Source organism: Burkholderia sp. GW821-FHT14F03, from assembly GCF_058803765.1.
The window spans coordinates 52,404-78,470 of the sequence record NZ_JBXAPG010000027.1; the positions used below are offsets into that span (position 1 = coordinate 52,404).

Annotated in this window: 22 protein-coding genes and 1 pseudogene; 10 read left to right on the forward strand and 13 right to left on the reverse strand. The window is 69.1% G+C overall.

The genetic code is table 11. From position 1 onward, the window contains the following. The first annotated feature begins 20 nt into the window (after positions 1 to 20). Both AC1RQF_RS19315 and AC1RQF_RS19320 read left to right on the forward strand, forming a co-directional pair. Positions 21 to 755: a response regulator gene (locus AC1RQF_RS19315; protein ID WP_273998440.1), complete on the forward strand. Its 735-nt coding sequence runs from the start codon at positions 21 to 23 to the stop codon at positions 753 to 755. Continuing rightward, positions 752 to 1,831: an ATP-binding protein gene (locus AC1RQF_RS19320; RefSeq protein WP_273996988.1), complete on the forward strand. Its 1,080-nt coding sequence runs from the start codon at positions 752 to 754 to the stop codon at positions 1,829 to 1,831. Before AC1RQF_RS19315 ends, AC1RQF_RS19320 begins: the two co-directional genes overlap by 4 nt. On the opposite strand, the gene AC1RQF_RS19325 is transcribed toward AC1RQF_RS19320, so the two are convergent. The 4 genes from AC1RQF_RS19325 to AC1RQF_RS19340 form a co-directional block, all read right to left on the reverse strand. Next, complete coding sequence (locus AC1RQF_RS19325) at positions 1,828 to 2,580, reverse strand: hypothetical protein (RefSeq protein ID WP_273996989.1); 753 nt, start codon at positions 2,578 to 2,580, stop codon at positions 1,828 to 1,830. The genes AC1RQF_RS19320 and AC1RQF_RS19325 overlap by 4 nt on opposite strands. A gap of 556 nt (positions 2,581 to 3,136) precedes the next feature. Then, entirely contained in the window at positions 3,137 to 5,704 is a 2,568-nt protein-coding gene (locus AC1RQF_RS19330; protein WP_273996991.1) for a S9 family peptidase, read from the reverse strand. Between the two features lie 114 nt (positions 5,705 to 5,818). Next, positions 5,819 to 6,934, reverse strand: a complete 1,116-nt coding sequence (locus tag AC1RQF_RS19335) for an ATP-binding protein (protein ID WP_492872729.1) — start codon at positions 6,932 to 6,934, stop codon at positions 5,819 to 5,821. After that, the gene (locus tag AC1RQF_RS19340; RefSeq protein ID WP_492872730.1) at positions 6,931 to 7,620 is read right to left on the reverse strand and encodes a response regulator; all 690 of its coding nucleotides are present in this window, start codon (positions 7,618 to 7,620) and stop codon (positions 6,931 to 6,933) included. The genes AC1RQF_RS19335 and AC1RQF_RS19340 overlap by 4 nt, the downstream gene beginning before the upstream one ends. 272 nt (positions 7,621 to 7,892) lie before the next feature. Here AC1RQF_RS19340 and AC1RQF_RS19345 point away from each other — a divergent pair, with 272 nt between their 5' ends. Next, positions 7,893 to 8,138, forward strand: a complete 246-nt coding sequence (locus AC1RQF_RS19345) for a hypothetical protein (protein WP_492872731.1) — start codon at positions 7,893 to 7,895, stop codon at positions 8,136 to 8,138. Positions 8,139 to 8,201: 63 nt separating this feature from the next. Here the strand turns inward: AC1RQF_RS19345 and AC1RQF_RS19350 are convergent, their stop codons facing one another. After that, on the reverse strand, positions 8,202 to 8,423 hold the full coding sequence (locus AC1RQF_RS19350) for a hypothetical protein (protein WP_492872732.1): 222 nt from the start codon (positions 8,421 to 8,423) through the stop codon (positions 8,202 to 8,204). Next, positions 8,420 to 9,838: a YeiH family protein gene (locus AC1RQF_RS19355; protein ID WP_492872733.1), complete on the reverse strand. Its 1,419-nt coding sequence runs from the start codon at positions 9,836 to 9,838 to the stop codon at positions 8,420 to 8,422. The genes AC1RQF_RS19350 and AC1RQF_RS19355 overlap by 4 nt, the downstream gene beginning before the upstream one ends. Before the next feature lie 522 nt (positions 9,839 to 10,360). Here AC1RQF_RS19355 and AC1RQF_RS19360 point away from each other — a divergent pair. After that, positions 10,361 to 11,416 (forward strand): questin oxidase family protein, encoded by a 1,056-nt coding sequence (locus AC1RQF_RS19360; protein WP_492872734.1) that lies wholly within the window; start codon positions 10,361 to 10,363, stop codon positions 11,414 to 11,416. Between the two features lie 208 nt (positions 11,417 to 11,624). Here AC1RQF_RS19360 and AC1RQF_RS19365 read toward each other — a convergent pair whose 3' ends face one another. Next, complete coding sequence (locus AC1RQF_RS19365; protein WP_273996998.1) at positions 11,625 to 12,356, reverse strand: GntR family transcriptional regulator; 732 nt, start codon at positions 12,354 to 12,356, stop codon at positions 11,625 to 11,627. A gap of 184 nt (positions 12,357 to 12,540) precedes the next feature. Here AC1RQF_RS19365 and AC1RQF_RS19370 point away from each other — a divergent pair, with 184 nt between their 5' ends. The 6 genes from AC1RQF_RS19370 to AC1RQF_RS19395 all read left to right on the forward strand — a co-directional run bounded on the left by AC1RQF_RS19370 (position 12,541) and on the right by AC1RQF_RS19395 (position 21,091). Beyond that, entirely contained in the window at positions 12,541 to 13,761 is a 1,221-nt protein-coding gene (locus AC1RQF_RS19370) for a pyridoxal-phosphate-dependent aminotransferase family protein (protein ID WP_492872735.1), read from the forward strand. A 157-nt stretch (positions 13,762 to 13,918) separates the two neighbouring features. Further along, on the forward strand, positions 13,919 to 15,196 hold the full coding sequence (locus tag AC1RQF_RS19375) for an MFS transporter (RefSeq protein WP_273997000.1): 1,278 nt from the start codon (positions 13,919 to 13,921) through the stop codon (positions 15,194 to 15,196). Between the two features lie 32 nt (positions 15,197 to 15,228). Continuing rightward, on the forward strand, positions 15,229 to 15,987 hold the full coding sequence (locus AC1RQF_RS19380) for a 2-keto-4-pentenoate hydratase (RefSeq protein WP_492872736.1): 759 nt from the start codon (positions 15,229 to 15,231) through the stop codon (positions 15,985 to 15,987). Between the two features lie 45 nt (positions 15,988 to 16,032). Further along, the gene (locus AC1RQF_RS19385; protein WP_492872737.1) at positions 16,033 to 19,059 is read left to right on the forward strand and encodes an FAD-binding and (Fe-S)-binding domain-containing protein; all 3,027 of its coding nucleotides are present in this window, start codon (positions 16,033 to 16,035) and stop codon (positions 19,057 to 19,059) included. 254 nt (positions 19,060 to 19,313) lie between these two features. Continuing rightward, positions 19,314 to 19,949 carry a YbhB/YbcL family Raf kinase inhibitor-like protein gene (locus AC1RQF_RS19390; protein ID WP_273997003.1) on the forward strand — a complete coding sequence of 212 codons (636 nt, stop codon included), beginning with the start codon at positions 19,314 to 19,316 and terminating at the stop codon, positions 19,947 to 19,949. 203 nt (positions 19,950 to 20,152) lie between these two features. Beyond that, a complete protein-coding gene (locus tag AC1RQF_RS19395; RefSeq protein WP_492872738.1) occupies positions 20,153 to 21,091 on the forward strand; it encodes a LysR family transcriptional regulator in 939 nt (312 codons plus the stop codon). 32 nt (positions 21,092 to 21,123) lie between these two features. On the opposite strand, the pseudogene AC1RQF_RS19400 reads toward AC1RQF_RS19395, so the two are convergent. From AC1RQF_RS19400 to catA, 6 genes and pseudogenes are all read right to left on the reverse strand, one after another. Beyond that, a pseudogene (locus AC1RQF_RS19400) lies at positions 21,124 to 21,195 on the reverse strand (RidA family protein); the annotation flags it as partial. A 92-nt stretch (positions 21,196 to 21,287) separates the two neighbouring features. Further along, complete coding sequence (gene benD, locus AC1RQF_RS19405) at positions 21,288 to 22,064, reverse strand: benzoate diol dehydrogenase BenD (protein WP_492872739.1); 777 nt, start codon at positions 22,062 to 22,064, stop codon at positions 21,288 to 21,290. Next, positions 22,061 to 23,083 (reverse strand): benzoate 1,2-dioxygenase electron transfer component BenC, encoded by a 1,023-nt coding sequence (gene benC, locus AC1RQF_RS19410; protein ID WP_492872740.1) that lies wholly within the window; start codon positions 23,081 to 23,083, stop codon positions 22,061 to 22,063. The genes benD and benC overlap by 4 nt, the downstream gene beginning before the upstream one ends. Positions 23,084 to 23,125: 42 nt before the next feature. Beyond that, complete coding sequence (gene benB / locus AC1RQF_RS19415; protein WP_492872741.1) at positions 23,126 to 23,614, reverse strand: benzoate 1,2-dioxygenase small subunit; 489 nt, start codon at positions 23,612 to 23,614, stop codon at positions 23,126 to 23,128. Next, on the reverse strand, positions 23,611 to 24,969 hold the full coding sequence (locus AC1RQF_RS19420; RefSeq protein ID WP_492872742.1) for a Rieske 2Fe-2S domain-containing protein: 1,359 nt from the start codon (positions 24,967 to 24,969) through the stop codon (positions 23,611 to 23,613). Before AC1RQF_RS19420 ends, benB begins: the two co-directional genes overlap by 4 nt. Positions 24,970 to 25,095: 126 nt before the next feature. Further along, on the reverse strand, positions 25,096 to 26,031 hold the full coding sequence (catA, locus tag AC1RQF_RS19425; protein WP_273997010.1) for a catechol 1,2-dioxygenase: 936 nt from the start codon (positions 26,029 to 26,031) through the stop codon (positions 25,096 to 25,098). Positions 26,032 to 26,067: the final 36 nt, after the last annotated feature.

Genomic DNA, 26,067 nt, shown 5'->3' on the forward strand with positions numbered 1-26,067 from the left:
CGAAACGCGAAGCCCCCGCCATGCCCGATCCCAATTCCCCGTCCGACGCCGCCCAGAACGGCCAGGCGCTGATCCTCATCGCCGAGGACGAGCCCGAAATCGCCGAGATCGTCGCGGCCTATCTCGCGCGCAGCGGCTATCGCAGCGTGCATGCGGCCGACGGCCGCCGCGCGCTCGACCTGCACCTGTCGCTCAAGCCCGACCTGGTGCTGCTGGACGTGCAGATGCCCGAGGTGGACGGCTGGCAGGCGCTCGCCGAGATCCGCCATCGCGGCAGCACGCCCGTGATCCTGCTGACCGCGCTCGACCAGGACCTCGACAAGCTGATGGGCCTGCGCATCGGCGCGGACGACTACGTGGTCAAGCCGTTCAACCCGGCCGAGGTGGTCGCGCGGATCCAGGCCGTGCTGCGCCGCTCGATGGCGGGCGCGCGGGCGGAGCAGCGCATCCTGCGCGCCGCGCCGTTCGAGATCGACCTGGACAATCACGAGGCCGTCGTGCAGGTCGGCGCGCGGCGCCACACGCTCACGCTGACCCTGACCGAATTCAAGCTGCTCGCGCAGCTGGCGCGCGCGCCGAAGCGCGTGTTCAGCCGCGCCGAGCTGATGGCGACCTGCCTGCCGGAGGGCGATGCGCTGGAACGCACGGTGGACAGCCACGTCAGCAAGCTGCGCAAGAAACTGGACGACCTGGGCGTCACGGGCGTGCCGGTGGGCGTGCGCGGCGTCGGCTACAAGCTGTGGAGCACCGAATGAGGTTGGATGGCCTGAGCCGCCAGATCGCGTTGTCGATGGCGGCGATTTCAGTGGGCGTGACGCTGCTCGTCGTGCTGACCGCGACCGCGTTCTACTACGTGGCCTTCAAATACTGGGCGGCCCACTACACCGAGCACGGCAACTGGCTGATCCCGACCGGCCCGGAATGGGTCTGGCTGAGCCTGACCACGCTGGCCGGCCTCGCGCTGGCGGTCGCCGTCGCGGTCAAGCTCGCGCGCCGGATCCTGGTGCCGTTGAACTCGGTCGCGGAGGGCATCCGCCGGGTCGCGCAGGGCGATCTCGGCGCGCGCGCGATCGCGGGCGACCGCTCGCTGCACGAGATCGCCCTGCTCGCCGACGATTTCAACGCGCTGGCCGGCCAGTTGCAGCGCGTGACCAGGGAGCAGGCCTTCTGGAACGCGGCGATCGCCCACGAGCTGCGCACCCCGGTCACGATCCTGCGCGGCCGGCTGCAAGGGCTCGCGGAAGGCGTGTTCAGCCCCGAGCCCGCGCAGTTCCGCAGCCTGCAGACCCAGGTCGAGGGGCTGGCTCGGCTGATCGAGGACCTGCGCGTGATCAGCCTCGCCGAAAGCGGCCACCTCGACCTGCAACTACAGCACACCGATCTCGTCGCCGACATCCAGTCGGTCGTCACGCTGTTCGAGGCGCCGCTGCGCGAAGCCGGTCAGCGCGTGGAGCTGGAACTCGATCCGCGGGCGACGCGCTGCGATCCGGTGCGGATCCGCCAGGTGCTGCTCGCGCTGCTCGAAAACGCGCGGCGTCACGCGGACCCCGGCGCGATCCGGATCCGCACGCGGGTGGCGCGGGGCGTCTGTCGGTTGAGCGTCGAGGATGACGGTCCGGGCGTGTCGCCCGAACTCGCGCCGCATGTGTTCGAGGCGTTCCGGCGCGCGGACAACGTGCGCTCGGGCGGCAGCGGGCTCGGGCTGGCCGTGGTCGCGGCGATCGCGCACGCGCACGGCGGGCAGACCCGCTGCGAGCCCGCGGGCGGCGGCACGCGCTTCGAATTGAGCTGGCCGGTCGACGGCCCGCCCGCGCGCAAGCACGCGGCCTAGCCGGGCGGGCGCGCAGCTTCGCGGGCCGCCGTGCCGCCGTCGACCTCGCGTTCCAGCAACTGCGTGACGGGCGGCTCGAAACGCAGGATCAGATAGGCCCGCACCGGCACCTCCGCCCGGGCCGCCGGGCCGACCACCGCCACCGCGCGCACCCGGCCCGCGCGATCGCGCGTCAGCGCCGCGCCGACCGTATCGTTGCGCAAGGCCTCCAGTTCCTCGATGCGCGCGACCGCGAGCTTGCGCACCGCGCCGGACACGTAGACCGGCAGGAACACGAGCGCGATGAACATCGAGAACGCATCCTTGAGCGCGGTATCGAGCAGCGGCAGGTCGTACAGCGCGAGCGACACCGAGGTCGCGCTGACGAAGATCGCGAGCACCGTCGCGCCGACGCCGAGCGATGAAAAGCGCTCCGCGGCCTGCTTGGCGCGCGCCTTCGTGACCGCGCGCGTCGCGGCGGAGCGCAGCAGCAGCTCGCGCTTCGTGCCGTGAAAGCCGGCGACGCCCAGGAATACCGTCATCACGGCGCTGAAGATCAGCGCGCAGACGATCTGTTCGAGCAGCAGCAGGCCGAACACCACGACGAACACCAGGACGAGCGGGACCAGCAGCAGCCTGAACGTGTAGCCGTCCTTTCCGTGCCCCTGGATCCACCACTTCACCAGTTGCCAGCGCCAGAAGCCGCGCTCCCGGCGCAGCCGCAGATCACGGGCGCCCGGCGCGATCTCGTCGGGGAAATCCGATGCCATGTTGTCCTTGCATGACTTGGGGGGTGAAACAGGCGGCCGGCGCGCGGGAGGCGCGCCGGGTATGACGTTGGGGGAGATTATCGCAGCGACGGGCGGGGGTGGGATATGCCCGGGGGCGTTTGGGGCGTTTGGCCTTTTGGGCCGGGCCGCGCGGAGCCGGGGGCCATAGATCCTTAGACCGTAGGCCGCGAGCCGTAAGCCGTGGCCGTGGCCGTGGCCGTGGGCCCGTGGGCCGTGAGCCGTGAGCCGTGGCCGTGGCCGTGGGCCGTGAGCCGTGGCCGTGGCCGTGGCCGTGGCCGTGGGCCGTGGGCCGTGGGCCGTGGGCCGTGGACCGTGGACCGTGGGCCGTGGGCCGTGGGCCGTGGGCCCGGAGCCACGAGCTGTGAGCTGTGAGCCCAGCGCCGAAGGCCGGAGCCATCAACCGTACAGACCGCGAAGCCCCCGACCCAGCCCGTCGATCGCGCCCCCGACCCGCCCGCGCCTCACCGGAGTCCCACCGGCCCGCCCCCGCCTCCGGGCCGGACACGTCACCCCGCGTCCAGCCCCTCGCCGTCTGTCAGCCGGCGGCCGGCTTCGTCGCGGCCGGCGCGCGCGGCGGCGCGTTCTTCACATAGCGGTCGAACCACGTCAGCATCTCCGCCACCAGCTGCTCGTTCGACTCCAGCGCCGTATACCAATGCGGTTCATGCGGCAGCATCACGAGACGCGTGGTGCCGCCGTTGCCGCGGATCGCCTCGTACAGCAGGCTCGCCTGCAACGGCGTCGTGCCGGGGTTCGCGTCGTCGGCGCCGTGCACGATCAGCAGCGGCGTCTTCAAGCGGTCCGCATAGAAGAACGGCGACACCTTCAGGTAGACGTCCTGCGCCTGCCACACCGAGCGCCGCTCGTTCTGGAAGCCGAACGGCGTGAGCGTCTTGTTGTACGAGCCGCTCGTCGCGACGCCCGCGCGGAACAGGTCCGAATGCGCGAGCAGGTTGGCCGTCATCAGCGCGCCGTGGCTGTGACCGGTGACGCCGATCCGGTCGGGGTCCGCGACGCCGAGCCGCACCGCCTCGTCGACCGCCGCCTTCGCGTCGGCGACGAGCTGCTCCGTATAGGTGTCGTACGCGCGCTTCGGGTCGCCGACGATCGGGAACGACACGTTGTCGATGATCGCGTAGCCCGCCAGCAGCAGCAGCCGGTAGTTCTTCAACGTGGTGAAGGTCTCCTGCGAGCCGCTGATCTGGCCGGCCTTCGATTCGTCGGCGTAGTCGAGCGGATACGCGTAGAGGATCGCCGGCACGCGCGTGCCCTCGCGATAGCCGGGCGGCGTGTACAGCGTGAACGACAGCTCCACGCCGTCGGCCCGCTTGTACTTGACGAGACGCTTCTTGATCTGCCGCACCGCCGGCGCCGGGTCCTCGACATGCGTGAGCGCCGCGCCATTCGAGGCGAACGCGGGCTCGCCCGTCGCCGGCGCGTCGAGCGGCTCGCCCAGCGTGCGCACGTGGACGTTCGGCGGATCGACCGGCGACTGATGCCAGGTCAGGAAGCGGCGCGAGTCGGCGCCCGCGAACGCGATGAACTGCTCGTAGCTCGACGTGTCGCTGCGGAACAGGCGCGCGGTCTTGAGCGTCGCGAGGTCGAGCCGGTCGAGGAACGGCCGGTTGCCCTGCGGCGACGCGCCCGCGCCCGCCAGGAAGATCGCGCCGCCGTCCTCGCGCATCACGCGAAAGCCGTTCGGCAATGCGCGGGTCACCGGCACGCCCGGGTTCCCGTACTTCTCGTCGGTCGACAGATCCCACAGCACGCGCGGCGTCGGTTGCGCCGCATCGACGTCGACCAGCAGGCCGCGCCGCCAGTGCCGGTTCAGGTCGTACTCGGACAGCAGCGCGAGATCGGGCCGCCCGCCCCAGACGAAGCCCGCGTAGCGTTGCTTGAGCCGCAGCACCTCGCGCGGCGGCTGATCGAACGGCGCCTTCGACATCATCACGCGGTCGCGCTCGGGCGCCTCCACGTTCCAGTCGCCGCCGTCGAGCGCTTCCGCCCACACCAGCGTCGCGGGCTCGGTCGCGCGCCACGAGAACGCGCGCGGCCCGAGCGGCACGCCGCCGATCGGCACCCGGTCGGTCAGCGGGCGCGACGCGATCGCATGCGTCGCGGGATGCGCGCGGTCCGCGAGATCCCAGACCACGAAGTCGTGCGGGAAACGCTCGGCCGTCGTGATGTACGAATATGGCTTGCCGATCGTCGATACGAGCACGTGGCGGCCGTCCGGCGCGGGCGCGAGCCCGTCGTAGCGCCCCACGCCGCCGACCGGCGTGACGCGCGCGTCGCGCGCATCGACCAGCGCGAGCTGCGACGCCGCGTAGTAGTCGAACAGCGCGACGTCGTGCGCGTTCTTGAGCGTGTCGCGCGCTTCATAGGTGCTGCTCTGGCCGGACTTGCCGTCCGACTGCTGGATGCTCGGCCCTTCCGGCAGCGCGGGCGCGGGCGGCGGCGGCCCGAGGCGCGCGGGCACGAGCTTCACGAGCAGCGTATGCTGGTCCGGCATCCACTGGAGTTCGTCGTCAAACATCGGATTGAGCTGCACGCCGGCCACCTGGCGCACCGCGCCGGTCTCGCCGTCGCCGATCCACAGGTCGACCGAGCGGGCCGTGGTGTTCTCGAACGCGAAGCGTTTGCCGTCGGCGCTCCACAGCGGGCGGCTCGCACACACGCCGGCGGGCAGCGCGACCGTGCGCGCCGCGCCGGCCGGCGCATGGACCAGCGAGAAGCGGGTCGCGCACGGCGTGATCCCGTAGCCGCCTTCCGTGTCGTGACGGCTGTGATTGCCGGGCTCCACGCGCACGCCGGCCAGACGCAGGAATGGCGTGGCGACACGGGAAATCGACGGATAGTCCTGCCACGACACGAGCAGCAGCCGGTCGCCGGTCGGGCTGACGACGGGCATCGGCACGGGCGGCGCGCGCATCACGTCGAGGATCGGCTTGGGCGGCTGCGCATACCCGGACGCCGGAATGGACGCGGCGGCGTCGGACACCGGCGGCGGAGCGGCCAGGACGACGCCGCTGGCGGCCAGCGCGAGCGTCGCGGCGGCGAATGCGATGCGGCATGGAACGAAAGAGATGAAGCGCTGGGTCATCTGGAATTCGCGGAAGGGTGGATCGGAGCCCGTGGCCGATCCCGACGATCCGGAATGCGCCACGCAACGGCGACGCACATCATAGCGCGAGGTCCGCCCGGCGCGCCGGCCGCTTTACGAAAGCCGCGGAACGATGGATGCCCCGGCGTGCGGCGCGAAGCGGCCCCGGCGCGGGATCTCCAGCTCGAACAGCGAGCCGCCGAGGCACGAGGCGCGATAGCGCGCATGGCCGCCGTGCGCATGCGCGATCGCCCGCACCACGGACAAGCCCAGCCCCGAACCGCCGAACTGGCGCGAACGCGAGACGTCCGCGCGCGTCCACGGATCGAACGCATGGCGTGCAAACTCCGGGCTCAGGCCAGGCCCCTCGTCCTCCACGCGCAGCGCGACGCTCGCGGCCCGCACCGCGAGTTCGACGCGCAGCTTGCCGGGCACCGCGTAGCGCCGCGCGTTGTCGAGCAGCGCGAGCAGGGCCTGGCGAATGCGCGCGCCGTCGCAGGGCAGCACCGCGCCGGCGGCGAGCAGCTCGACCGAGAAGCCCGCGTCGTGCAGCGTGTCGCCGATCGAATCGACCGCGTTGCGCACCTCGAGCCCGATGTCGGTCGGCTGCATGTTCATGTCGAGCCGTCCGGTGTCCTGCAGCGTGACGATCTGCAGATCGTCGACGAGCCGCGTCAGCCCTTCGACATGGCTGAGCAGGTTGCGCACCAGCGTGTCGTCGAGTTCGAACACGCGATCCCCGAGCCCCTGAAGCCGGCCCTTGAGGATCGTGAGCGGGGTGCGCAGCTCGTGCGCGACCGCCGCGTTCCACGCGCTCATCTCCGCCGCCATGTCCTGCAGGCGCACCGCCATCGCGTTGAAATCGTCGACCAGCAGCGCCGTCTCGGCGAGCGAGCGGTCGCCGGGCGCGGCCCGCGCGCTCAGGTCGCCGGCCGCGATCCGGCGCGCGCTCTCCGCGAGCGAATTGAGCGGCTTCAGAATGCGCCGCGCGAGCCGGGTCGCGACGATCACGGCGGCGACCAGCCCCGTCAACAGCAGCAGGGCGAAGAACAGATAATCGTTCGCCTGCGGAATCGCGCTGTCGAGCGCGCCGCCGTGCCGCGGCGGCGACAGCCGATAGACCACCCCGTAGATGACGAACGAGCCGACGAACACGAACAAGGTCGTGGCGATCGACGCGAGACTCATCGACAGGACGATCTGCTGGCTGAGCCGGCTGCGCGCGTTCACTGGATTTTCTGCAATCGATAGCCGACGCCGCGCATCACTTCCGGCATGCCGGGCGCGCCCGCGCAATCGAGCTTCTTGCGCAGCCGGCTGATGTGGCTGTCGACCGTGCGCTCGAGCGCGCCGCCGCCGCCCAGGCAGGCGTCGACCAGCTCGCCGCGCGTGAAGACGCGGCTCGGCGACTTGGCCATGTGCGCGAGCAGCCGGAATTCGGTCAACGTCAGCGACACGAGGGTCTCGCCGGCCTCCGCGCGAACCTTCGTCATGTAGCTCTCGGTATCGATCTCGAGGCTGCCCACGCGGATCACGTTGCCGTTCGCGGTGGCGCCGGAGCGCCGCAGCACGGCGCGGATGCGCGCGACCACCTCGACGGGATTGAACGGCTTGGAGATGTAGTCGTCGGCGCCGATGCGCAGACCCTGCAATCGATCGATGTCCTGATCGAGCGCGGTGATGATCACGACGGGCGTGTTGCCTCGCCGGCGCAATTCGGTCAGCACTTCCCAACCGTCCTTCTCGGGCAGCTTGATGTCGAGCAGGACCAGGTCGGGTTTCAGGAGCGGATGCAGATCGAGCACGGCCTGGCCGTTGCCGACGCGATAGGTGCGAAAACCCTCGCGAACCAGATATGCCTCGAGTATCTCCGCGATTTCGGGCTCGTCTTCAGCAATCAGTATCAGCGAATTCATCGTAGGGACCAGCAGTTGAGCAATCGGGAATGTCGTGCAATGGTGGCGTTGCCCGGAGTACAGAACAATGCCCGCCACGAAACCTCAATTTTGTCTCAACACTGGCGATGAGATGCGCCGAAATCGGGACTATATTTCTTGCGCCTCCACCGAAACTACACACGATTTCCGCGCGTTCCGCACCGCATCGCGCCAGGCGTCGCGGCGCATCGCGCTCAGGCTGCGTCGCGCGCGCCGAGGCGGAAGTGTCGGGCCGACACGGCTCGCACCGCGTGCAGTCGACGACGGGTGGCGCTGCTGAGTCGGCATCGCCATGCCTGTCGGAATACACCGTGGCCCGCGACATCGCGTCGGGAGCGCCGGCCGAGTTACTGAAGGAATACGAACTTACCAGCCTCGAAATCCAGGTCGCCTATTCGAATCGGCGTCATCTTCCGATCAAGGTCCGTTCGTTCGCGAACTATCTCGTCGAGCATTTCGACACGGCGCAATTCCCTTTCCGCCGTACACAAGGGTAATGCGGCAGCCGTCCCATCCCACCCGAAGCCGACGCGACGAAGAACGACATCGCACCCACCGCGTCACTCCCTCACGTCTCCCCGGCGCGCGAACCCGGCACAGCCGTCGCGCGGTGACACGAGCCGATCCAGCCGCACGCACAGGCGGCTGTCGCCCACGCTCGCGCCATACGCCGACCCGAACGACGCCAGGCCGCCGATGGCCGCCTCGAGCAGCGCGCGATCGTCGCGCCAGTGCACGCAATGGCGGCAGACCGCCGCATCCGGATCCGTGCGCGCGTTCATTGCCCGAGCGCCGACCAGTATGGCGCGAACACATGCGCGGACAACAGATAGCCGATCACGATGTTGACCGCGACCCCGGCGGTGAAGGCCGCGAACGGCCGGATCCCGGTCGACGCGAGCAACGCGAAACGCGTCGTGAGGCCGATGCTCAGGAAGCAGAACGTGAAGGCCCAGGTGCGCAACGCGACGATCGGCGCGACGAAGTCGGGGGTGACGATGCTGCGATAGTCGGCCAGCGTGTAGTGCGACGCGACCCACGTGACGAAGACCGAGGCGATCACGAAACCGATCACGAACTTCGGGAAACGCGTCCAGATCTCCTTCGCGCGCGCCTCGGCCCGTACCGGCTCGCCCTGGGCATCGCGCTCCCAGCGCGTGGTCGCGACGAGCGCGAGCACGAACGCCCAGATGCCGATCCAGATGTCGCGGCCGACCACCTTCATCAGCACGAACGCCTGCAAGGCCGCATCGGGCGCGCCCGCCACTGTGCCCGGCGCATGCCGCGCGAAATCGCCATACGCTTGCGCCGCCGCGATCCCGGCGGCGTCCGCGAATTCGGAGGTGCCGATCCACGCGCCCGCGATGCCGGTCGGCAGGCCGAGCGCGCGCGCGAGGGCCGGCAGCGCGAACACCATCACGATCGCCCATCCCACCACGAGCGAGATCGCCACCGAGGCCTGTTCGCGCCGCGCGCGCACCGCGCCGGCGATCGCGATCGCGGCTGACACGCCGCACACCGCCCCGCCCACGCCGAGCACGGCAGCGAAGCGCCGATCGAGCGACAACGCGCGCGCGACCGCATAGATCACGAAGAAGGTGACGAGCGACACGATCGTCGCCTGTCCGACGGCAACCGGGCCGGCCCAGACGATGAGGGTGAGCGGCAGGGTCGCGCCGAGCAGCACGATGCCCACCTTGATGTAGAACTCGACGCGCAACGCGGGCGCGAGCCACGCGGGCAGCGTGAACAGGTTCGATGCGAGCAGGCCGAGCAGCAGCGCGAGCAGCGGCGGTTCGAGATTGTAGGCGCTCGCCCGCGCCCAGGCGCCGATCGCGACGATCGCGGCCGAGACGGCGAACACGACGAGAAAGCCCGGCACGAATTGCGCGACCGGCAAACGCAGCGCGGCGATCGCCACCGAGAACACGAGCGCGAACGCGACGAACAGCGCGGCATAGCCCGACGCGTGCCGGCCCAGGTCGCCGGCCAGCTGCCCGACCTCCGCCCACTTCGCCGGCGCGACCGCGAGCCCCTTGAGGCTGCCGCCGAAGACGAACAGCAGATAGGCGACGACGATCACGAACAGGCCGATCGCGACGGCCCACCAGTCCTCGGTGCCGAACGGCCGGCGTCCGGCCGTGCCGGCCGCCGTGTCGCTCGCCGCATGCGCGCGGTGAATCGACGTATCGCTCATGGCGCTCCCCCTGACGATGTGATGACAGCCGCGACGATGGCACACGCGGCGCGTGCGCGGGCTCGCGCGCCAAGCACGCGGGCTCGCGCAATAAACCAGTATGGAAGTGCCAAGGCGACGCCGGAAATGACGAATTTGTCTTTGCTTATGCCCGCCTGCGCAAGTCGAATGGAGACGCCCCGCGCGCCGTGGCGACGGCTTGCCGCGTACCCGCGCAATAATGGCGACCGAACGGTTTCCGGATCGGCGCGCCGCCCATGTCCCCTTTGTCATGAGGGCGATTGCGCCGTCGGCGCGCCCGGCAAGCCCGGTCGATGCAGGCGGGAAAGGCGCGATCAAATCGTCGCCATGCGCCGCGCGACCCATGCGCGCGAGTCCTCCGCGCCCAACGACGCGTTCCCGCGAGCAGTACGCCCACGCACGTCCGTTGCCGATAACGAAGCGGACAAAGAAATCATATTGAGTTCAAGTTAACTTCAACTTCTATACTGCGACACATCTCCTCGAACCGGAACCCGAACCATGTGGAAGAGCGATGCAGACCTGACCCTGGCCGAACTGCTCGACGCCAATGCGCGCTTCGCGCTCGGCGGCCGGGGCACGACCAACCACTGCCCGATGGCGCTCGTCGCGCTGCGCCGGATGGGCGCGTCGCCGGCCCGGCTGCGGGCCTTCTTCGACTATTGGACGCGCACATACGCCCTGGACGCCCCACCGGTCGACACCGTCATCGCGCGGCGCGACTGGGCGCGGCATCTCGGCGACGCGAAAGCATTCGGCGCATTGCGCGCCGTCTTCCTCGACTGGATCGCGGAGGACGGCGCGCCGCCCGTTCTCGTTGCGGTGATGCGGGATATCCCGTTCGCGCCCGCGTCAGGCGCGTTTCATGCGCTGATCCGGCTTGCCTACGGTCTCGAAGCCGGCCATGCCGGCGAGATCGCCTCCGGTCTCGCGGCGCTGGTCGCCGGGCATCTGCCGCTCGACGTCGCGCTCGACGGCGTTCCCCGGGCGGACAGCGTCGGCGCCGCGTTCGAACAGGCCGCGCGCGCGATGGGCGAAGCCGGCGTGCAGGGCGAGATGATCACGAGCCGCCTGCGCAAGGTCGGCGACGACGCGCGTTTCAGGCAGGCCGTCCTCGCGCCGCCGCCCAGCGCGTCGCTGATCGACGCCATCGCGGCGGCCACGCTCGACGCGTACTGGCGCACGCCCGACTTCACGATCCTGCACACGGTCACGGCCACGCACGCCGCGCGCACGGTTTTCGCGCGGCTGCCCAAGGTGCAGGTCGCCGCCTTGCTGCCGCCGTTGTGGGTCGCGCTGTGCGCGGCCTATGCGAGCGTACGCAGGCCCGCGCGAAGCGAGGCGTCGGCGCTGGACCTCGACCTCGACCTCGACCTCGACCTCGAATGGCACGAGATCTGCCGGATGGCCGTGGAATCGGACGACGACCACGTGATCAAGATGACCTACACGTGCCTGTGCGAGGACCAGCGGCGTCCGTCGCCGCTGTACCGCGCGGCGGCGACGCGGCTGGTGAGGCGGGATCAGGCGCGCCGGCTCGCGAAGGTATCGGCGTAGCGCGCCGGCCGGCGGAAGCAGCGGGAGAGGCCGGAGCCACGGGGGCGATGGAAGCAGGGGAAGCGACGGAAGCGGAAGCGGCAGCGGCAGAAGCAGAAGCAGAAGCAGAAGCAGAAGCAGGCAGAAGCATCAACCTTCCACCACGCGTTGCGCGGGCCGCCCGTGCGGCGACACCGCCCCCCACAGCGCCCGCGCCTGTCCCACCCCGCTACGCGCGCCCTTGCACCGTCCGGCTCGCGGCTTCCGCTTCCGCGTGCATCAGCAGCACCGCGTCGCGCTTCTCCAGCAGGTGACGCCGCAGGATCGCCGCCAGCGCGCGGCCGTCGCGCGCTTCGAGCGCCTTGATCATCTCCTCGTGATCGTGCACGGCGCGATCCCATTTCTCGGCAAGCTGATTCGAACGGAAACGCATCGACATGATGCGTCGATTGATCGACTGATAGGTGTTGCGCAAGGCCGAGTTGCGCGCGGCCTCGTTGATGCGGTCGTGGATCTCCTGATTCCGGCTGTAATAGCCGGGCAGATCGTTCTGCACGCGACACGCCAGCATCGCATAGTGCAGCGCCTTGATCTCGGCCAGCTCGGCGGGCGTGATGCGCTCGCACGCCAGCTCGCCGGAAAAGGCCTCCAGCCCCGACATCAGCTCGAAGGTCTCGCGGATCTCCGCCTCGCCCATCCGATAGACGCTCGCGCCGCGATTGGGCGACAGCACGAGCAGGCCCTCGGCCGCGAGCACCTTGAACGCCTCGCGCAGCGGCGTGCGCGAAATGCCCAGCGTCTCGCACAGCTCGCGCTCGTTCAGGCGCATGCCCGGCGCGAGCACGCCCTCGACGATGAAGCCGCGCAGATGGTCGACCACCGTGTCGTGCAGCCGCTGGCGTTCCAGCCGGGGCAGCGCCGGGGCCGTCGCGCCGGGCCCCGAATTTTCTGAATCTTGCATGCAAAACCCTTCATTCTTGCTCGCAACGATTCTACTTCAACTTCCCTGACCCGCGATATTGCACTGCAAACAACGGGTAAACACCGCCATTTCCGCTTAATTCTTCACTTTGAATCCATCGGCTTGCTCTGCTAAAGTATTTTGCATGCAAAATTCAAAATGCAAATCAGGAGACAGAACTACCATGCAAGCGCTCGATTTCCACCCGTCCGGCCGCCACTTCCTCCAGATCCCGGGCCCGAGCCCGGTGCCCGACCGCATCCTGCGGGCCATGAGCCACCCCACCATCGATCACCGCGGCCCGGAGTTCGGCGCGCTGGGGCTCAAGGTGCTGGCCGGCATCAAGCAGGTGTTCAAGACCACCCAGCCGGTGATCATCTATCCGGCGTCGGGCACGGGCGCGTGGGAAGCCGCGCTGACCAACACGCTGAGCCCCGGCGACGCGGTGCTGATGTACGAGACCGGGCATTTCGCGACGCTGTGGAAGAAGATGGCCGAGGCGCTCGGCCTGAAGCCCGGGTTCATCGGCCTGCCCGGCATCGAGGGCTGGCGGCGCGGCGTGCAGGCCGACCTGATCGAGGCGCGCCTGCGCGCCGACGCCGCGCACGAGATCCGCGCGGTCTGCGTGGTGCACAACGAAACCTCGACCGGCGTCACCTCCGACATCGCGGCGGTGCGCCGCGCGATCGATGCGGCCGGGCACCCGGCGCTGCTGATGGTCGACACGATCTCGGGGCTCGCCTCCGCCGACTACCGCCACGACGAATGGCGCGTGGACGTGACGGTCTCCGGTTCGCAGAAAGGCCTGATGCTGCCGCCCGGCATCAGCTTCAACGCGGTGTCTCCGAAGGCGCTCGCGGCGAGCCGCACGGCGCGTTTGCCGCGAGCGTTCTGGGGCTGGGACGAGATCATCGAGGCCAACCGCACCGGCTACTGGCCGTACACCCCCAACACCAACCTGCTGTACGGCCTGTCGGAAGCGCTCGACATGATCCTCGGCGAGGGGCTCGACCGCGTGTTCGCGCGCCATCAGCGGCTCGCGGAAGCCACCCGCCGCGCGGTGCGCGCGTGGGGCCTGCCGATCCAGTGCGCCGATCCGGCCGTCTACAGCCCCGTGCTGACCGGCGTGATGATGCCCGACGGCATCGACGCCGACGCCGTGCGCAAGCTCATCTACGAACGTTTCGACATGTCGCTCGGGCAGGCGCTCGGCAAGCTGCGCGGCCGGATGTTCCGCATCGGCCACCTGGGCGACTGCAACGACCTCACGCTGATGGCCGCGCTCGCGGGCTGCGAGATGGGCCTCAAGCTGGCCGGCGTGCCGCTGGCCGACAGCGGCGCGGTCGCGGCGATGGACTACCTGGCCTCGACCTCGCATCCGACCGCGCTGCGCGCGGCGGCCTGACCGGGCGTCCCGCGCGACGGCGCGACGCGCGACGGCGCGACGCCCGACACGACACGCCCCGCCCGCGCGGCCGGGGCGCGCCCGCCCCCTCATCCGTTTCACCAGCCGGACGCAGAGCCGGCCCGCCGCACGCCCGATGACATCCAGGAGACGCAACATGAAGCTGTTCCGAGCGACCAGCATCGTGCTGGTGATGCTGTGCGTGATGTACTTCATCACCTACCTCGATCGCGTGAACGTCAGCACCGCCGCCGCCGGCTTCGGCCGCGAATTCGGCCTCAACAAGACGGAGATCGGCCTGGTGTTCTCGGCCTTCGCCTATCCGTACCTCGTATTCCAGATCATCGGCGGCTGGGTCAGCGACCGCTTCGGCGCGCGCCGCACGCTGCTCGCGTGCGGCCTGCTGTGGGCCGTGGCGACGCTGCTCACCGGGATGGCGGGCGGCCTCGTCTCGCTGCTGGCCGCGCGCCTGCTGCTCGGCCTCGGCGAGGGCGCGACCTTCCCGGCCGCGACCTCGGCCATGGCGCGCTGGGTGCCGCGCGAACGGCGCGGCTTCGCGCAAGGCATCACCCACGCGTTCTCGCGCATCGGCAACGCCGTCGCGCCGGCCGCGGTGGTCGCCATCATGGCCGTGCACGGCTGGCGCGAATCGTTCTACCTGTGCGCCGCCATCAGCCTGTTGTGGGTCGTGGTGTGGGCGCTCGTCTACACCGAGCATCCGAAGGATCATCCGCGCATCACGCAGGCCGAACTCGACGCGCTGCCCGCGCCGAAGCAGAAACCCGCGAACGTGCCCTGGGGGCCGCTGTTCAAGCGCATGCTGCCGGTCACGACGGTGTACTTCTGCTACGGCTGGACGCTGTGGCTGTTCCTGAGCTGGATTCCGCAGTACTTCCTGCACAGCTACGCGCTCGACCTCAAGCAATCGGCCGTGTTCGCGTCCGCCGTGTTCTTCGCCGGGGTGCTCGGCGACACGCTCGGCGGCGTGCTCACCGACCGGCTCCACGCGCGCACCGGCAGCCTCAAGCAGGCCCGGTGCTGGATGGTCGCGATCTGCATGCTGCTGACGCTGCTGTCGCTGATCCCGCTGCTGGTGTTCGCGCACGACCTGTATCTGTCGGTGGCCTGTCTCGCGGCCGGCTTCTTCTTCGCCGAGATGACGATCGGCCCGATGTGGGCGGTGCCGATGGACATCGCGCCCGAGTACTCCGGCACCGCCAGCGGCATGATGAATTCGGGTTCCGCGCTGGCCGCCATCCTCTCGCCCGTGATTTCCGGCTACGTGATCGACCGCTTCGGCGATTGGCAACTGCCCTTCATCGGCAGCATGGTCCTGATGGGCGTGGGCGTCGTCCTGGCCTTCCGCATGCAGCCCGACAGCCGCTTCGCGGGCGAACCCGCCGCCCCGGCCGTCACCAAGCAATCGCCGGCCTGACGCCGCGCCCTCCACACGCTCCCCCGCTCGCCATGATCCACGCTACCCAGGAACTCGCCGCCCGGCTCGACGCCGGCTGGCAGGACGGCATCGCGTTCGATGCGCTGCCCGCCGAACTCGTCCCCGCCGGCCTCGACGCCGCCTACGCCGTGCAGACGCAGCTGCTCCACGCGCGCCGCGCCGCCATCGGCGGCTGGAAGGTCGGCGCGAAAACGCCCGACGGGCCGATCCAGGCCGCCCCGCTGCCCGCCGACGGCGTGCACGCGGGCGGCATCGCGCTGCCGCGCCGCGCGTTCCAGCCGCTCGGGCTCGAACTGGAGATCGCCTTCCGCTTCGGCCGCGACTTCGCGCCGCGCGCCGCGCCCTACGACGCCGACGACGTGCTCGCCGGCATCGTGCAGATGACCGCGGCGATCGAGATCGTCACGAGCCGCTATCGCGAGTGGCCGGCCGTCGCCCCGCTCGCGCAGCTCGCCGATCTGCAGAACCACGGCGCGCTCGTGGTCGGCGAAGCCGTGCCCTACCGCGCCGACTTCCCGTTTCTGACGCCCGCGCCCGTCTTCACGTTCGACCGGCACACGATCGTCGACGGCCCCGCGGCCAACCCGGCCGGCGATCCGCGCCGCCTGCTGCCCTGGCTCGTCAATCACGCGACGCAGCGCGGCATCGCGCTGCCGGCCGGCAGCGTCGTCACCACCGGCTCCTATACCGGCATGCACTTTCCGCGCGCCGCCGGCATCGCGACCGGCCGGTTCCCGGGCCTGCCGCCCGTCAGCGTCACGCTCGCCTGAGCCGCCCGTCGGCTCGCCCTTCGCTCACCGCCACCGACCGCCGCCATGACCTCCGCCGTCCGCGCTCCACTGCTCCAGCCCGTCCACCTGATGCCCTCGCCCGGCGGCGCGCTGTCGCCGCTGTTCGCGCGCCTGCGCAAGGAACTGCGCGGCGACGTGTTCGCCGATCGCGCCGCGCGCGGGCGCTACGCCACCGACGCGTCGATCTACCAGATCACGCCGCTCGGCGTGGTCGTGCCGCGCGACCAGGACGACCTGCTGCGCGCGCTCGACATCGCGCGCGAACACCGCGCGCCGATCCTCGCGCGCGGCGCCGGCACGAGCCAGTGCGGACAGACCGTCGGCGAGGCGCTCGTCATCGACACCAGCAAGTGGCTGAACCGGATCGTCGCGTTCGACGCCGAGGCGCGCACCGTCACCGTCGAACCGGGCCTCGTGCTCGACCACCTGAACGCGTGGCTCAAGCCGCATGGCCTGTGGTTCCCGGTGGACGTCTCGACCGGCGCGCAATGCACGATCGGCGGCATGGCGGGCAACAACTCATGCGGCTCGCGCTCGATCGAATACGGCAACATGGTGCACAACGTGCTCGCCATCGACGCCGTGCTCGCCGACGGCAGCGACTGTCATTTCGGATCGCTCGCGCAGCCCGTGACGCACGCCCGCACGCGCGCGCTGCTGCGCGGCGTCGAGCGCATCGCCGCGCGCGAGCGCGACGCGCTCGTCGAGCGCGTGCCCAAGGTGCTGCGCCGCGTGGGCGGCTACAACCTCGACCTGTTCGATTGCCAGAACCCGCGCGCCTACACCGACGACGGCCACGCCAATCTCGCCCACCTGCTCGTCGGCTCCGAAGGCACGCTCGCCTGCAGCCGGCAGCTCACGCTCAAGCTCGCGCCGCTGCCGACGCACAAGGTGCTCGGCGTCGTGAACTTCCCGACCTTCTACGCGGCGATGGATGCCGCGCAGCACATCGTCACGCTCAAGCCCGTCGCGGTCGAACTGGTCGATCGCACGATGATCGAGCTGTCGATGGAGAACCCCGCGTTCCGGCCCGTCATCGAGCGGGCGCTGGCGGGACGGCCGCAGGCGATCCTGCTCGTCGAGTTCGCGGGCGACGCGCGCGATGCGCTGCTCGCGCAACTGGCGCGCCTCGTCGAGCTGATGGCCGACCTGGGCCTGCCGGACAGCGTGGTGCAAATGCCCGACGCGGTCGCGCAGAAGGCGCTGTGGGACGTGCGCAAGGCCGGCCTGAACATCATGATGAGCATGAAGGGCGACGGCAAGCCGGTGTCCTTCATCGAGGACTGCGCGGTGCCGCTCGAACATCTGGCCGAATACACGCGCCGCCTGACCGAGGTGTTCCACCGGCAGGGCACCGAAGGCACGTGGTACGCCCATGCGAGCGTCGGCACCCTGCACGTGCGGCCGATCCTCGACATGCGGCGCGACGGCGCGACGCGCATGCGCGCCATCGCCGAGGAAGCCGCGGCGCTGGTGCGCGAATACAAGGGCGCGTATTCCGGCGAGCACGGCGACGGGCTGTGCCGCGGCGAATGGGTGGCCTGGCAATACGGGCCGCGCCTCAATGCGGCGTTCGCGGAGATCAAGGCGCTGTTCGATCCCGAGCATCGCTTCAATCCCGACAAGATCGTCGATCCGCCGCGCATGGATGCGCGCGAGCACTTCCGCTTCGCGCCCGGCTACGCCGCGTCGCCGCTGCGGCCGGCGCTCGACTGGTCGGCCTGGAACGTCACGCGCGATCCGCTGAGCGGCGTCGAAAGCGCGCCCGGCACGGGCGCGGATGCCACGCACGGGCTCGCCTCGGCGGTCGAGATGTGCAACAACAACGGCCACTGCCGGAAATTCGACGCGGGCACGATGTGTCCGAGCTATCGCGTGACGCGCGACGAACAGCACGTCACGCGCGGCCGCGCGAACACGCTGCGGCTCGCGGTGACGGGCCAGCTCGGACCGGACGGCCTGGCCGGCGACGACGTCAAGGCCGCGCTGGACCTGTGCGTGTCCTGCAAGGGCTGCAAGCGCGACTGTCCGACCGGCGTCGACATGGCGCGCTTCAAGATCGAGGCGCGCCACGCGCGGCGGCGCAGCCACGGCATCACGCCGCGCGAGCGGCTGATCGCCTATCTGCCGCGCTATGCGCCGTGGGCCGCGCGCCTGCGCGGCGCGCTGACGCTGGCCGAGCGGCTTCCGGTCGCGACCGCGCTGCTCAAGCGCTGGATCGGCCTCGCGCCGCAGCGCCGGCTGCCGGCCTTCGCGCGACCGTTCCTGGCGGAAGCCGGCGCGACGCACGCGCCGCATGGCGAGGCCGCGCGCGAGGTGCTGCTCTTCGTCGACACGTTCAACAACTACCAGGAACCCGAGAACGCCCGCGCCGCGCGCGCCGTGCTGCAGGCCGCGGGCTACACGGTGCACGTCAATGCGCGGCCCGGCGAACGGCCGCTGTGCTGCGGACGCACGTTCCTCGCGTCGGGCCTCGTCGACGAGGCGAAGGTCGAGGCGCAACGCACGCTCGACGCGCTGGCGCCCTATCTCGAACGCGGCGTCGCGATCGTCGGGCTGGAGCCGTCGTGCCTGCTGTCGATGCGTGATGAATTCCTGTCCTACGGGTATGGCGACGCCGCGCGGCGGCTGGCCCGCCACGCGTTCCTGTTCGAGGAATTCCTCGTGCGCGAGCAGCAGGCCGGACGGCTGTCGCTGCCGCTGCGGGCCATCGAGGCGACCGAGGCGCTCGTGCACGGCCACTGCCACCAGAAGGCGTTCGACGCTTTCACGCCGGTGCAGACCGTGTTGAGCTGGATCCCGGGCCTGAAGGTGTCGCCGGTGGAATCGTCGTGCTGCGGCATGGCGGGCAGCTTCGGCTACGAGCTCGAACACGTCGCCGCGTCACGGGCGATGGCGGAATTATCCCTGCTGCCGGCCGTGCGCGCGCGCTCGGCGACGACGCTCGTCGTCGCCGACGGCACGAGTTGCCGTCATCAGATCGAGGACGGCGCGCAGGCGCACGCGCTGCATGTGGCGCGGGTGCTGGAACAGGCGCTGGCGCGCCGCTAAGCGGCATACGGAAAAGAAAACACGTTGGACGACGCAAATCTGTATTGAGATCGCAGATTGCCATTTTGAAAGTTGATTGTTGGAAATGGAAACGGAGCGGCACGACAAACGACGCACAGGCAATCAAATTGATTGGCCAAGCGACATCCTTGATTGCCTGTGATGTCGTCGAAAAAGGCGATCCGCCTACAATGCGGAAGTCGCGCTCCGCTACGGACGCGCCGCCCCGATCACTCCTCCGGACGGACCCTCACATGAAACTCACCAGCCACAGCTTCGAGAACGGCCAGCCGATTCCCGGCGAATTCGCGTTCGCCGTACCCGATGCCGCCACGCACGTCGCGCTGTCGGCGAACCGCAACCCGCACCTCGCCTGGAGCGGCGCGCCCGAAGGCACGCAGTCCTTCGTCGTCGTGTGCCACGACCCGGACGTGCCGAGCCGCGGCGACGACGTGAACCAGGAAGGGCGCATCGTGCCGGCCGCGCTGCCGCGCGTCGATTTCTTCCACTGGCTGCTGCTCGACATTCCGGCCGCGACGACCGAGATCGCGGCGGGGTCCGAGTCAGACGGCGTCACGCCGCGCGGCAAGCCCGGCCCGCGCACCGCCACGGGCCTGCGTCACGGCGTGAACGACTACACCGCCTGGTTCGCCGGCGACGCGCAGATGAAGGGCGATTACCACGGCTACGATGGTCCCTGCCCGCCGTGGAACGACACGCTCGTCCATCACTATGTGTTCACGGTGTATGCGCTGGCCACGCCGACGCTGGACGTCGACGGCCCGCTGAACGGGGCGAACGTCCGCGCCGCGCTGGCCAAGGCGCGCGTGCTCGGTCAGGCGAGCCTGACCGGCCTCTACACGCTGAACCCCGAAGTCCGGATCGGCTGAACGGCAACGCAACGCGCGCGATTCGCGCATGCCCCGGACCGTTTCCGCCCCCGCCGCGCCCGCCGCCGGACAACCGGGCGCGGATGCGCCGGCCCGGTGGAATCGCCGATGGCGGCGCGCAACCCCGTTCCATCCGCGCGCTTTCACGTACGGTGGCTCGGCTCCAGTTTTTCGCATCCCTCCACCATTCGACGGCAAGGACCATGGAGCTACGCCACCTGCGCTATTTCGTTGCCGTCGCCGAGGAGCGGAGCTTCACGCGCGCGGCGCAACGCCTGCATATCGCCCAGCCGCCGCTGAGCCGGCAGATCCAGCAGCTCGAGCAGATCCTCGGCGTCCTGCTGTTCGAGCGCAATTCACGCCCGCTGAAACTCACCGAAACCGGCCGCTTCTTCTACCAGCATGCGGTGCAGTTGCTCGCGCAAACCGCCGAACTCGAATCGATGACGCGCCGCGTCGGCAAGATCGAACGCAGCCTGTCGGTCGGCTTCGTCGGCTCGACGCTCTACGGCATGTTGCCGAAAATCATTCGCCGGTATCGTCAGCAGCATGCCGAGGTCGAACTGAGCCTGCACGAGATGTCGACGATGGACCAGATCAAGGCGTTGAAGGAAGGCCGCATCGACGTCGGGTTCGGGCGCATCCGCCTCAACGATCCGAGCATCCGCCGCGTGGTGCTGCGCGAGGAACGCATGATCGCGGCGCTGCCGTTCGGCCATCGGCTGTGCGAAGCGAAGGCGGTGCTGTCGCTGCACGACCTGATCAACGAAACGCTGATCATTTTCCCGAAAGCGCCGCGCCCGAGTTATGCGGACCAGGTACTGGCCGCGTTCCACGATCGCTCGCTCAAGCCGGCGCGCGTGCTGGAAACGCGCGAGTTGCAGATCGCGCTCGGGCTTGTCGCGGCCGGCGAAGGCGTGTCGATCGTCCCGCGCAGCGTGTACGGCCTGAAGCGCGACGACGTGTCGTACAAGGATCTCGACGACGCGAAGCTCGTGTCGCCGATCATCATGAGCATGCGCATGCTCGACGAATCCGAAGACCTCGAACGCATGCTCCGCCTCATCTACGATCTGTACGACGAGGAAGGCACGGACTATCTGTCGCCGGCCGGGCGCGACGACCCGGCCTCGCAAGGCTGAGCAGCCGCCCGCCCCGGGCCGCGCCGCCGCGCTCACTCCGGCAACACGGCAACCGCCTTGATTTCCACGATATAACCGGGCGCGCCGCCCAGCATGTGCGCGCCGGCGGGTTGGTTGCTTTCGAACAGAAGGCGCGAGCCATGGCAACGCTCGCGTGCACGCATGCCTGACGTCGCCTCGCGGCGACGCGCGCCGCTCAACCCGTATCGCCGCCCGCGACCGGCAGCACCGTGCCGGTGATGTAGCTCGCTTCGTCGGACGCGAGAAACAGGATCGGCGCGATCTGCTCGTCGAGGCTGCCGTAGCGCTTGAGAAAGGTCGAGCCGGTCACCTGGCGCACCGCCTCGCTCATCCACGCCTGTTCCTGCACGGTGTCGCCGGCGGCATTGCGCGGCACCCGCCGCGGCAGCGCGCTGGTGCCGCCCGGCGCGGTCGCGACGACGCGGATGTTGTGTTCCGCGTATTCCATCGCGAGCGACCGGGTCAGCGCATTGACGCCGCCTTTCGCCGCCGAGTACGGCACGCGACGGATGCCGCGCGTGGCGTTCGACGAGATGTTGACGATCGTGCCGCCGCCGCGCGCCAGCAAATGCGGCAACACGGCGTGGCATGTATAGAGCGTCGGCATCAGCGAACGGCGGATTTCCGCGTCGATCTGCGCCGGTTCGAATTCGGCGAACGGCCGCATGCGGATCGCGCCCCCGACCCCGTTGATCAGGATGTCGATGCGACCGAACGTCTGGACCGCGCATGCCATCGCCGCGCCCGCGCCGTCGTACGTCTCGAGATCCGCGACGCATCCGGCGCCGTGACCAGACGGCGCTTCCGCGGCGACCTCGGCCACGAAATCCGCGCGGTCGACGAACAGCACCTTGCCGCCTTCAGCCGCCGCGCGCAGCGCGACGCCACGGCCGATGCCCTGCGCCGCGCCGGTGACGACGACGACCTTGCCCGAGAATCGTTGCATGGTCATGCCGCCTTCGCCGTGACGTTAGGGGTGAACTTCTCGTAGTGGAAGCTGTTCGGCTTCACGCCTTCGTCGTCGAAATACTGGCGCACCGCGTCGACCATCGGCGGCGGCCCGCACAGATAGACATCCACGTCGCCGTCGTTCAGCGCCTCGGCCGGAATGTGCTGCGTCACCCACCCCTTGCGCGGATGATCCGACGCGGCGTCCGCGACGACAGTCACAAAGCTGAAATCCGGCAGCCTCGCGGCCAACGCTTCGATCGCATCGACCAGCACCAGGTCGAGATCGCGCGTCACGCCATAGATCAGATGCACCTTCTGCTGCGAACCGCTGCGCGCGAGCACGTCGAGCATCGACAGGAACGGCGCGAGACCCGTGCCGCCCGCGAGAAACAGCAGCGGCCGCTGCACATCGCGCAGATAGAAGCTGCCGAGCGGCCCGTGCAGATCGAGGCGGTCGCCCGCCTGCGCCGATGCCAGCCACGTGCTCATCACGCCACCAGGAATCTTCTTGATCAGGAAGCTGATCGTCGCGTCGCCCGGCGCGGACGAGAACGAATACGACCGCTGCTGGCCGCTGCCCGGCACGTCGATATTCACGTACTGGCCCGGCAGGAACACCGGCACGGACGCATCGACGTCGAGTTCGAGCACGACGGCCGCGTCGTGATGCGGGTCGACCCTGCGCACGGTCGCGGCAAACCCGCTTTGGCCGGTCTTGCACGCAACCGAGGACGTCGGCACCGCGATCACGCAATCGCTTTGCGGCACCATCTGGCAGGTCAGCACGAGGCCACCCTCCTTCTCGTCCCCGGTCAGCGCGGCGTCGATATAGTCGTCACCGAGATCGTAGCGGCCGCTTTCCGCGCGGCACTTGCAGGTGCCGCACACGCCGTCGGAACAATCCATCGGCAGGTTGATTTTCGCGCGGAAGGCGGCGTCGAGCACCTTCTCGCCCGCCTTGCAGTCGATGAAACGGGTCACCCCGTCCTCGAAGTTCAACGCAATCTGATAGCTGGACATGGCCATCTCCTCCACTTCCCTTTCAATACGAAACGATCGACGTCAGACGTGATAGACGTCGAGCACCTGCCGGATGTAGTCGTTCTTCAGCACGATCTTCTTGTGCGAGATCAGCAGATCGTCGCCGACCCTGCGCAACGTGACGAACATCGTGCCGAAGAAGTGATCGGTCACGCGGTAGCGATGGTTGAGCGTCTGGAAGTTGTAGCGCACGTCCACCTCGTCGTCGCGTTCGGCGAGCACCTCGACATTCGCCACGTTGTGGCTGGTGCGCGGTTCGGGCGTCGATGCGCCGCTGCGCTCGGTCTTGATCCGGAACACGCGATCCTCGAGGCCGCCGCGATCCGGGTAATACATCAGCGAGATCTGGCTTTGATGATCGTCGGTCGGCCGATCGTCGTCGTCCCACGCGGGCATCCAGTAGGTGACGTCCTCCGTGTAGCAGGCGAGCCAGTCGTCCCACCGGCGATCGTCGAGCAGGCGCGCTTCGCGGTACAGCGCCGCGCAAACGGTTCGATAGTCGAAGTTCATGCCCGCACCTCGTCACGTTCCTGTTTCACCGCATCGCGCATCACGTTCACCCAGTATTCGTGCTGACACACGAACAGCCCTTCGTCCTCGCTGCGCTCACCCGAAATGCGCGGCTTCAGCCCCATCCGCTTCGCGTTCTCGTCCGGGCCCTCGACCCACAGCGGCGCGCCGCGCGACAGGTCGTTCCACATCGCCGTGCTGCCGGCATAACCGGCCTGGCACGCGCGGAACTCTTCCAGATCGTCGGCGGTGCCCATCCCCGATACATTGAAGAAATCCTCGTACTGGCGGATGCGGGTCGTGCGGTCGGCCTCGCTCTCGCCCTTCGGCGCGAAGCAGAAGATGCTGACTTCGGTCCGGTCCACGCCGAGCGGCCGCACCACGCGGATCTGCGTGCTGAACTGGTCCATCAGGAACACGTTCGGATACACGCACAGGTTGCGCGTCTGGTTGACGATGAAATCCGCGCTGACGTCGCCAACGCGCGCCTTGATCTCGTCGCGATGCTGGAACACCGGCCTCACTTCCGGGTTCATGGTCTGCGTCCACAGCAGGATGTGGCCGTGGTCGAAGCCATAGACGCCGGCGACCGACTTGCTCCAGCTGTTTGCGTCGACCGCCTTGGTGCCGTCTTCCTTGCGCCGGCCCATCGTCGCCGCGTAGTTCCAGTGCACGGTGCTGACGTGGTAGCCGTCGCAGCCGTTCTCCATCTGCATCTTCCAGTTGCCCTCGTAGACATACGAGGAATTGCCGCGCAGCACTTCCAGCCCGTTCGGCGCCTGGCCGACGATCTGGTCGATGATCACGCGCGCTTCGCCGAGGTAGTCTTCCAGCGGCGCCACATCGGCGTTGAGACTGCCGAACAGGAAGCCGCGATAGTTCTGGAAGCGCGCGACCTTCTTCAGGTCGTGCGAGCCGTTGGTGTTGAACTGCACCGGATATTCGGTGGTCTTTTCGTCCTTCACCTTCAGCAGCCTGCCGGTGTTCGAGAAGGTCCAGCCGTGGAACGGGCACGTGAAGCTGCCCTTGTTGCCGTGCTTGCGCCGGCACAGCATCGCGCCCTTGTGCGCGCAGGCATTGATGATCGCGTGCAGTTCTCCGGTCTTGTCGCGCGTGATGACCACCGGCTGGCGGCCGATCCACGTCGTGTAATAGTCGTTGTTGTCCGCAATCTGGCTTTCGTGCGCCAGATACACCCAGTTGCCCTCGAAGATGTGCTTCATCTCCAGCTCATACAGGTCCGGATTCGTGAAGATGTCGCGGCGGCAGCGAAAGACGCCGGCTTGCCGGTCGTCCTGCACGGCGGTGGACAACAGTTGATCCAGTTCGTCGGTTTTGTCGATGATCGCGGACATGATGGTTCCTCCTGCGCGCACACCTCGCCCTGCAAGGCGTGCCTGCATATCGGTGGTATCGATGAGTATCGGAAGACCCGGCCGGTGGCGACGCGCGCGCCGCCCGCGCCGGGCCGCATCGGATGGCTAGGCCCCGGCCGACGCCCGCGGACGCTCGACGATCTGGTCGTCCTTGCCGTGCACGCTCGGCGTCAGCACGACGTCGAACGTGATGTCCTGGTACGTGTCGGCCTTCATGCCGAGCGCCGCGCCGCCGGTCCTGTCGACGACGGGCGGGATCAGTTCCTCGCGGGTCGCATACGCGAAGTCGTCCCAGATGAGCGGATCGCCGTCGATGTTGAATTGCGTCGTCAGCTTGCGGTGACCGTCGCCGGTCACGAAGAAGTGCACGTGGGCCGGACGGTTGCCGTGGCGGCCGAGGCCGTTCAGCAACTGCTGCGTGGCGCCATGCGGCGGGCAGCCGTAGCCCACCGGCATCAGCGTGTGGAATGCGTACTTGCCGTCCGCGCCCGTCTTCACCGCGCCGCGCAGGTTGAAAGCGGTCTGCGCACCGGTCGGATCGAAGTGGGAATAGAAGCCGTGCGAGTTCGCGTGCCAGCATTCGACCACCGCCCCCGCGATCGGCTTGCCGTCGAGACCGGTCACCGTGCCGTGGATCACGAGCGGGCCCGCACCGTCGTCGGCATCGAGGTCGATCTTCGACAGGCCGTCGCGCACCGGCGCGCCCGCCACGTACAGCGGTCCCTCGATCGTGCGGGGTGTGCCGCCATCGAGGCCGGCCGCCTTGTCCGCGGCGTCCATGCGGATGTCCAGATACTTCTCGAGGCCGAGCCCGGCCGCCAGCAATGCCGCCTCGCCGTCCTGCCCCAGCTTGTTCAGGTAGTTGACGCCGGCCCACACTTCGTCGGGCGTGATGTCGAGATCGTCGATGGCCTTGAACAGGTCGCCCAGCAGGCGATGCACGATCTGCTGCACGCGCGCGTTGCCGCCGCTGCCGCCGGCGTTGGCGGCGGCTTTCAGCAGGTCCCGCACTTCGCCGGTGTCGAATACCTTGACGCTCATGATGGTGTCTCCATGTGTATTTGGGGGAATGACGGC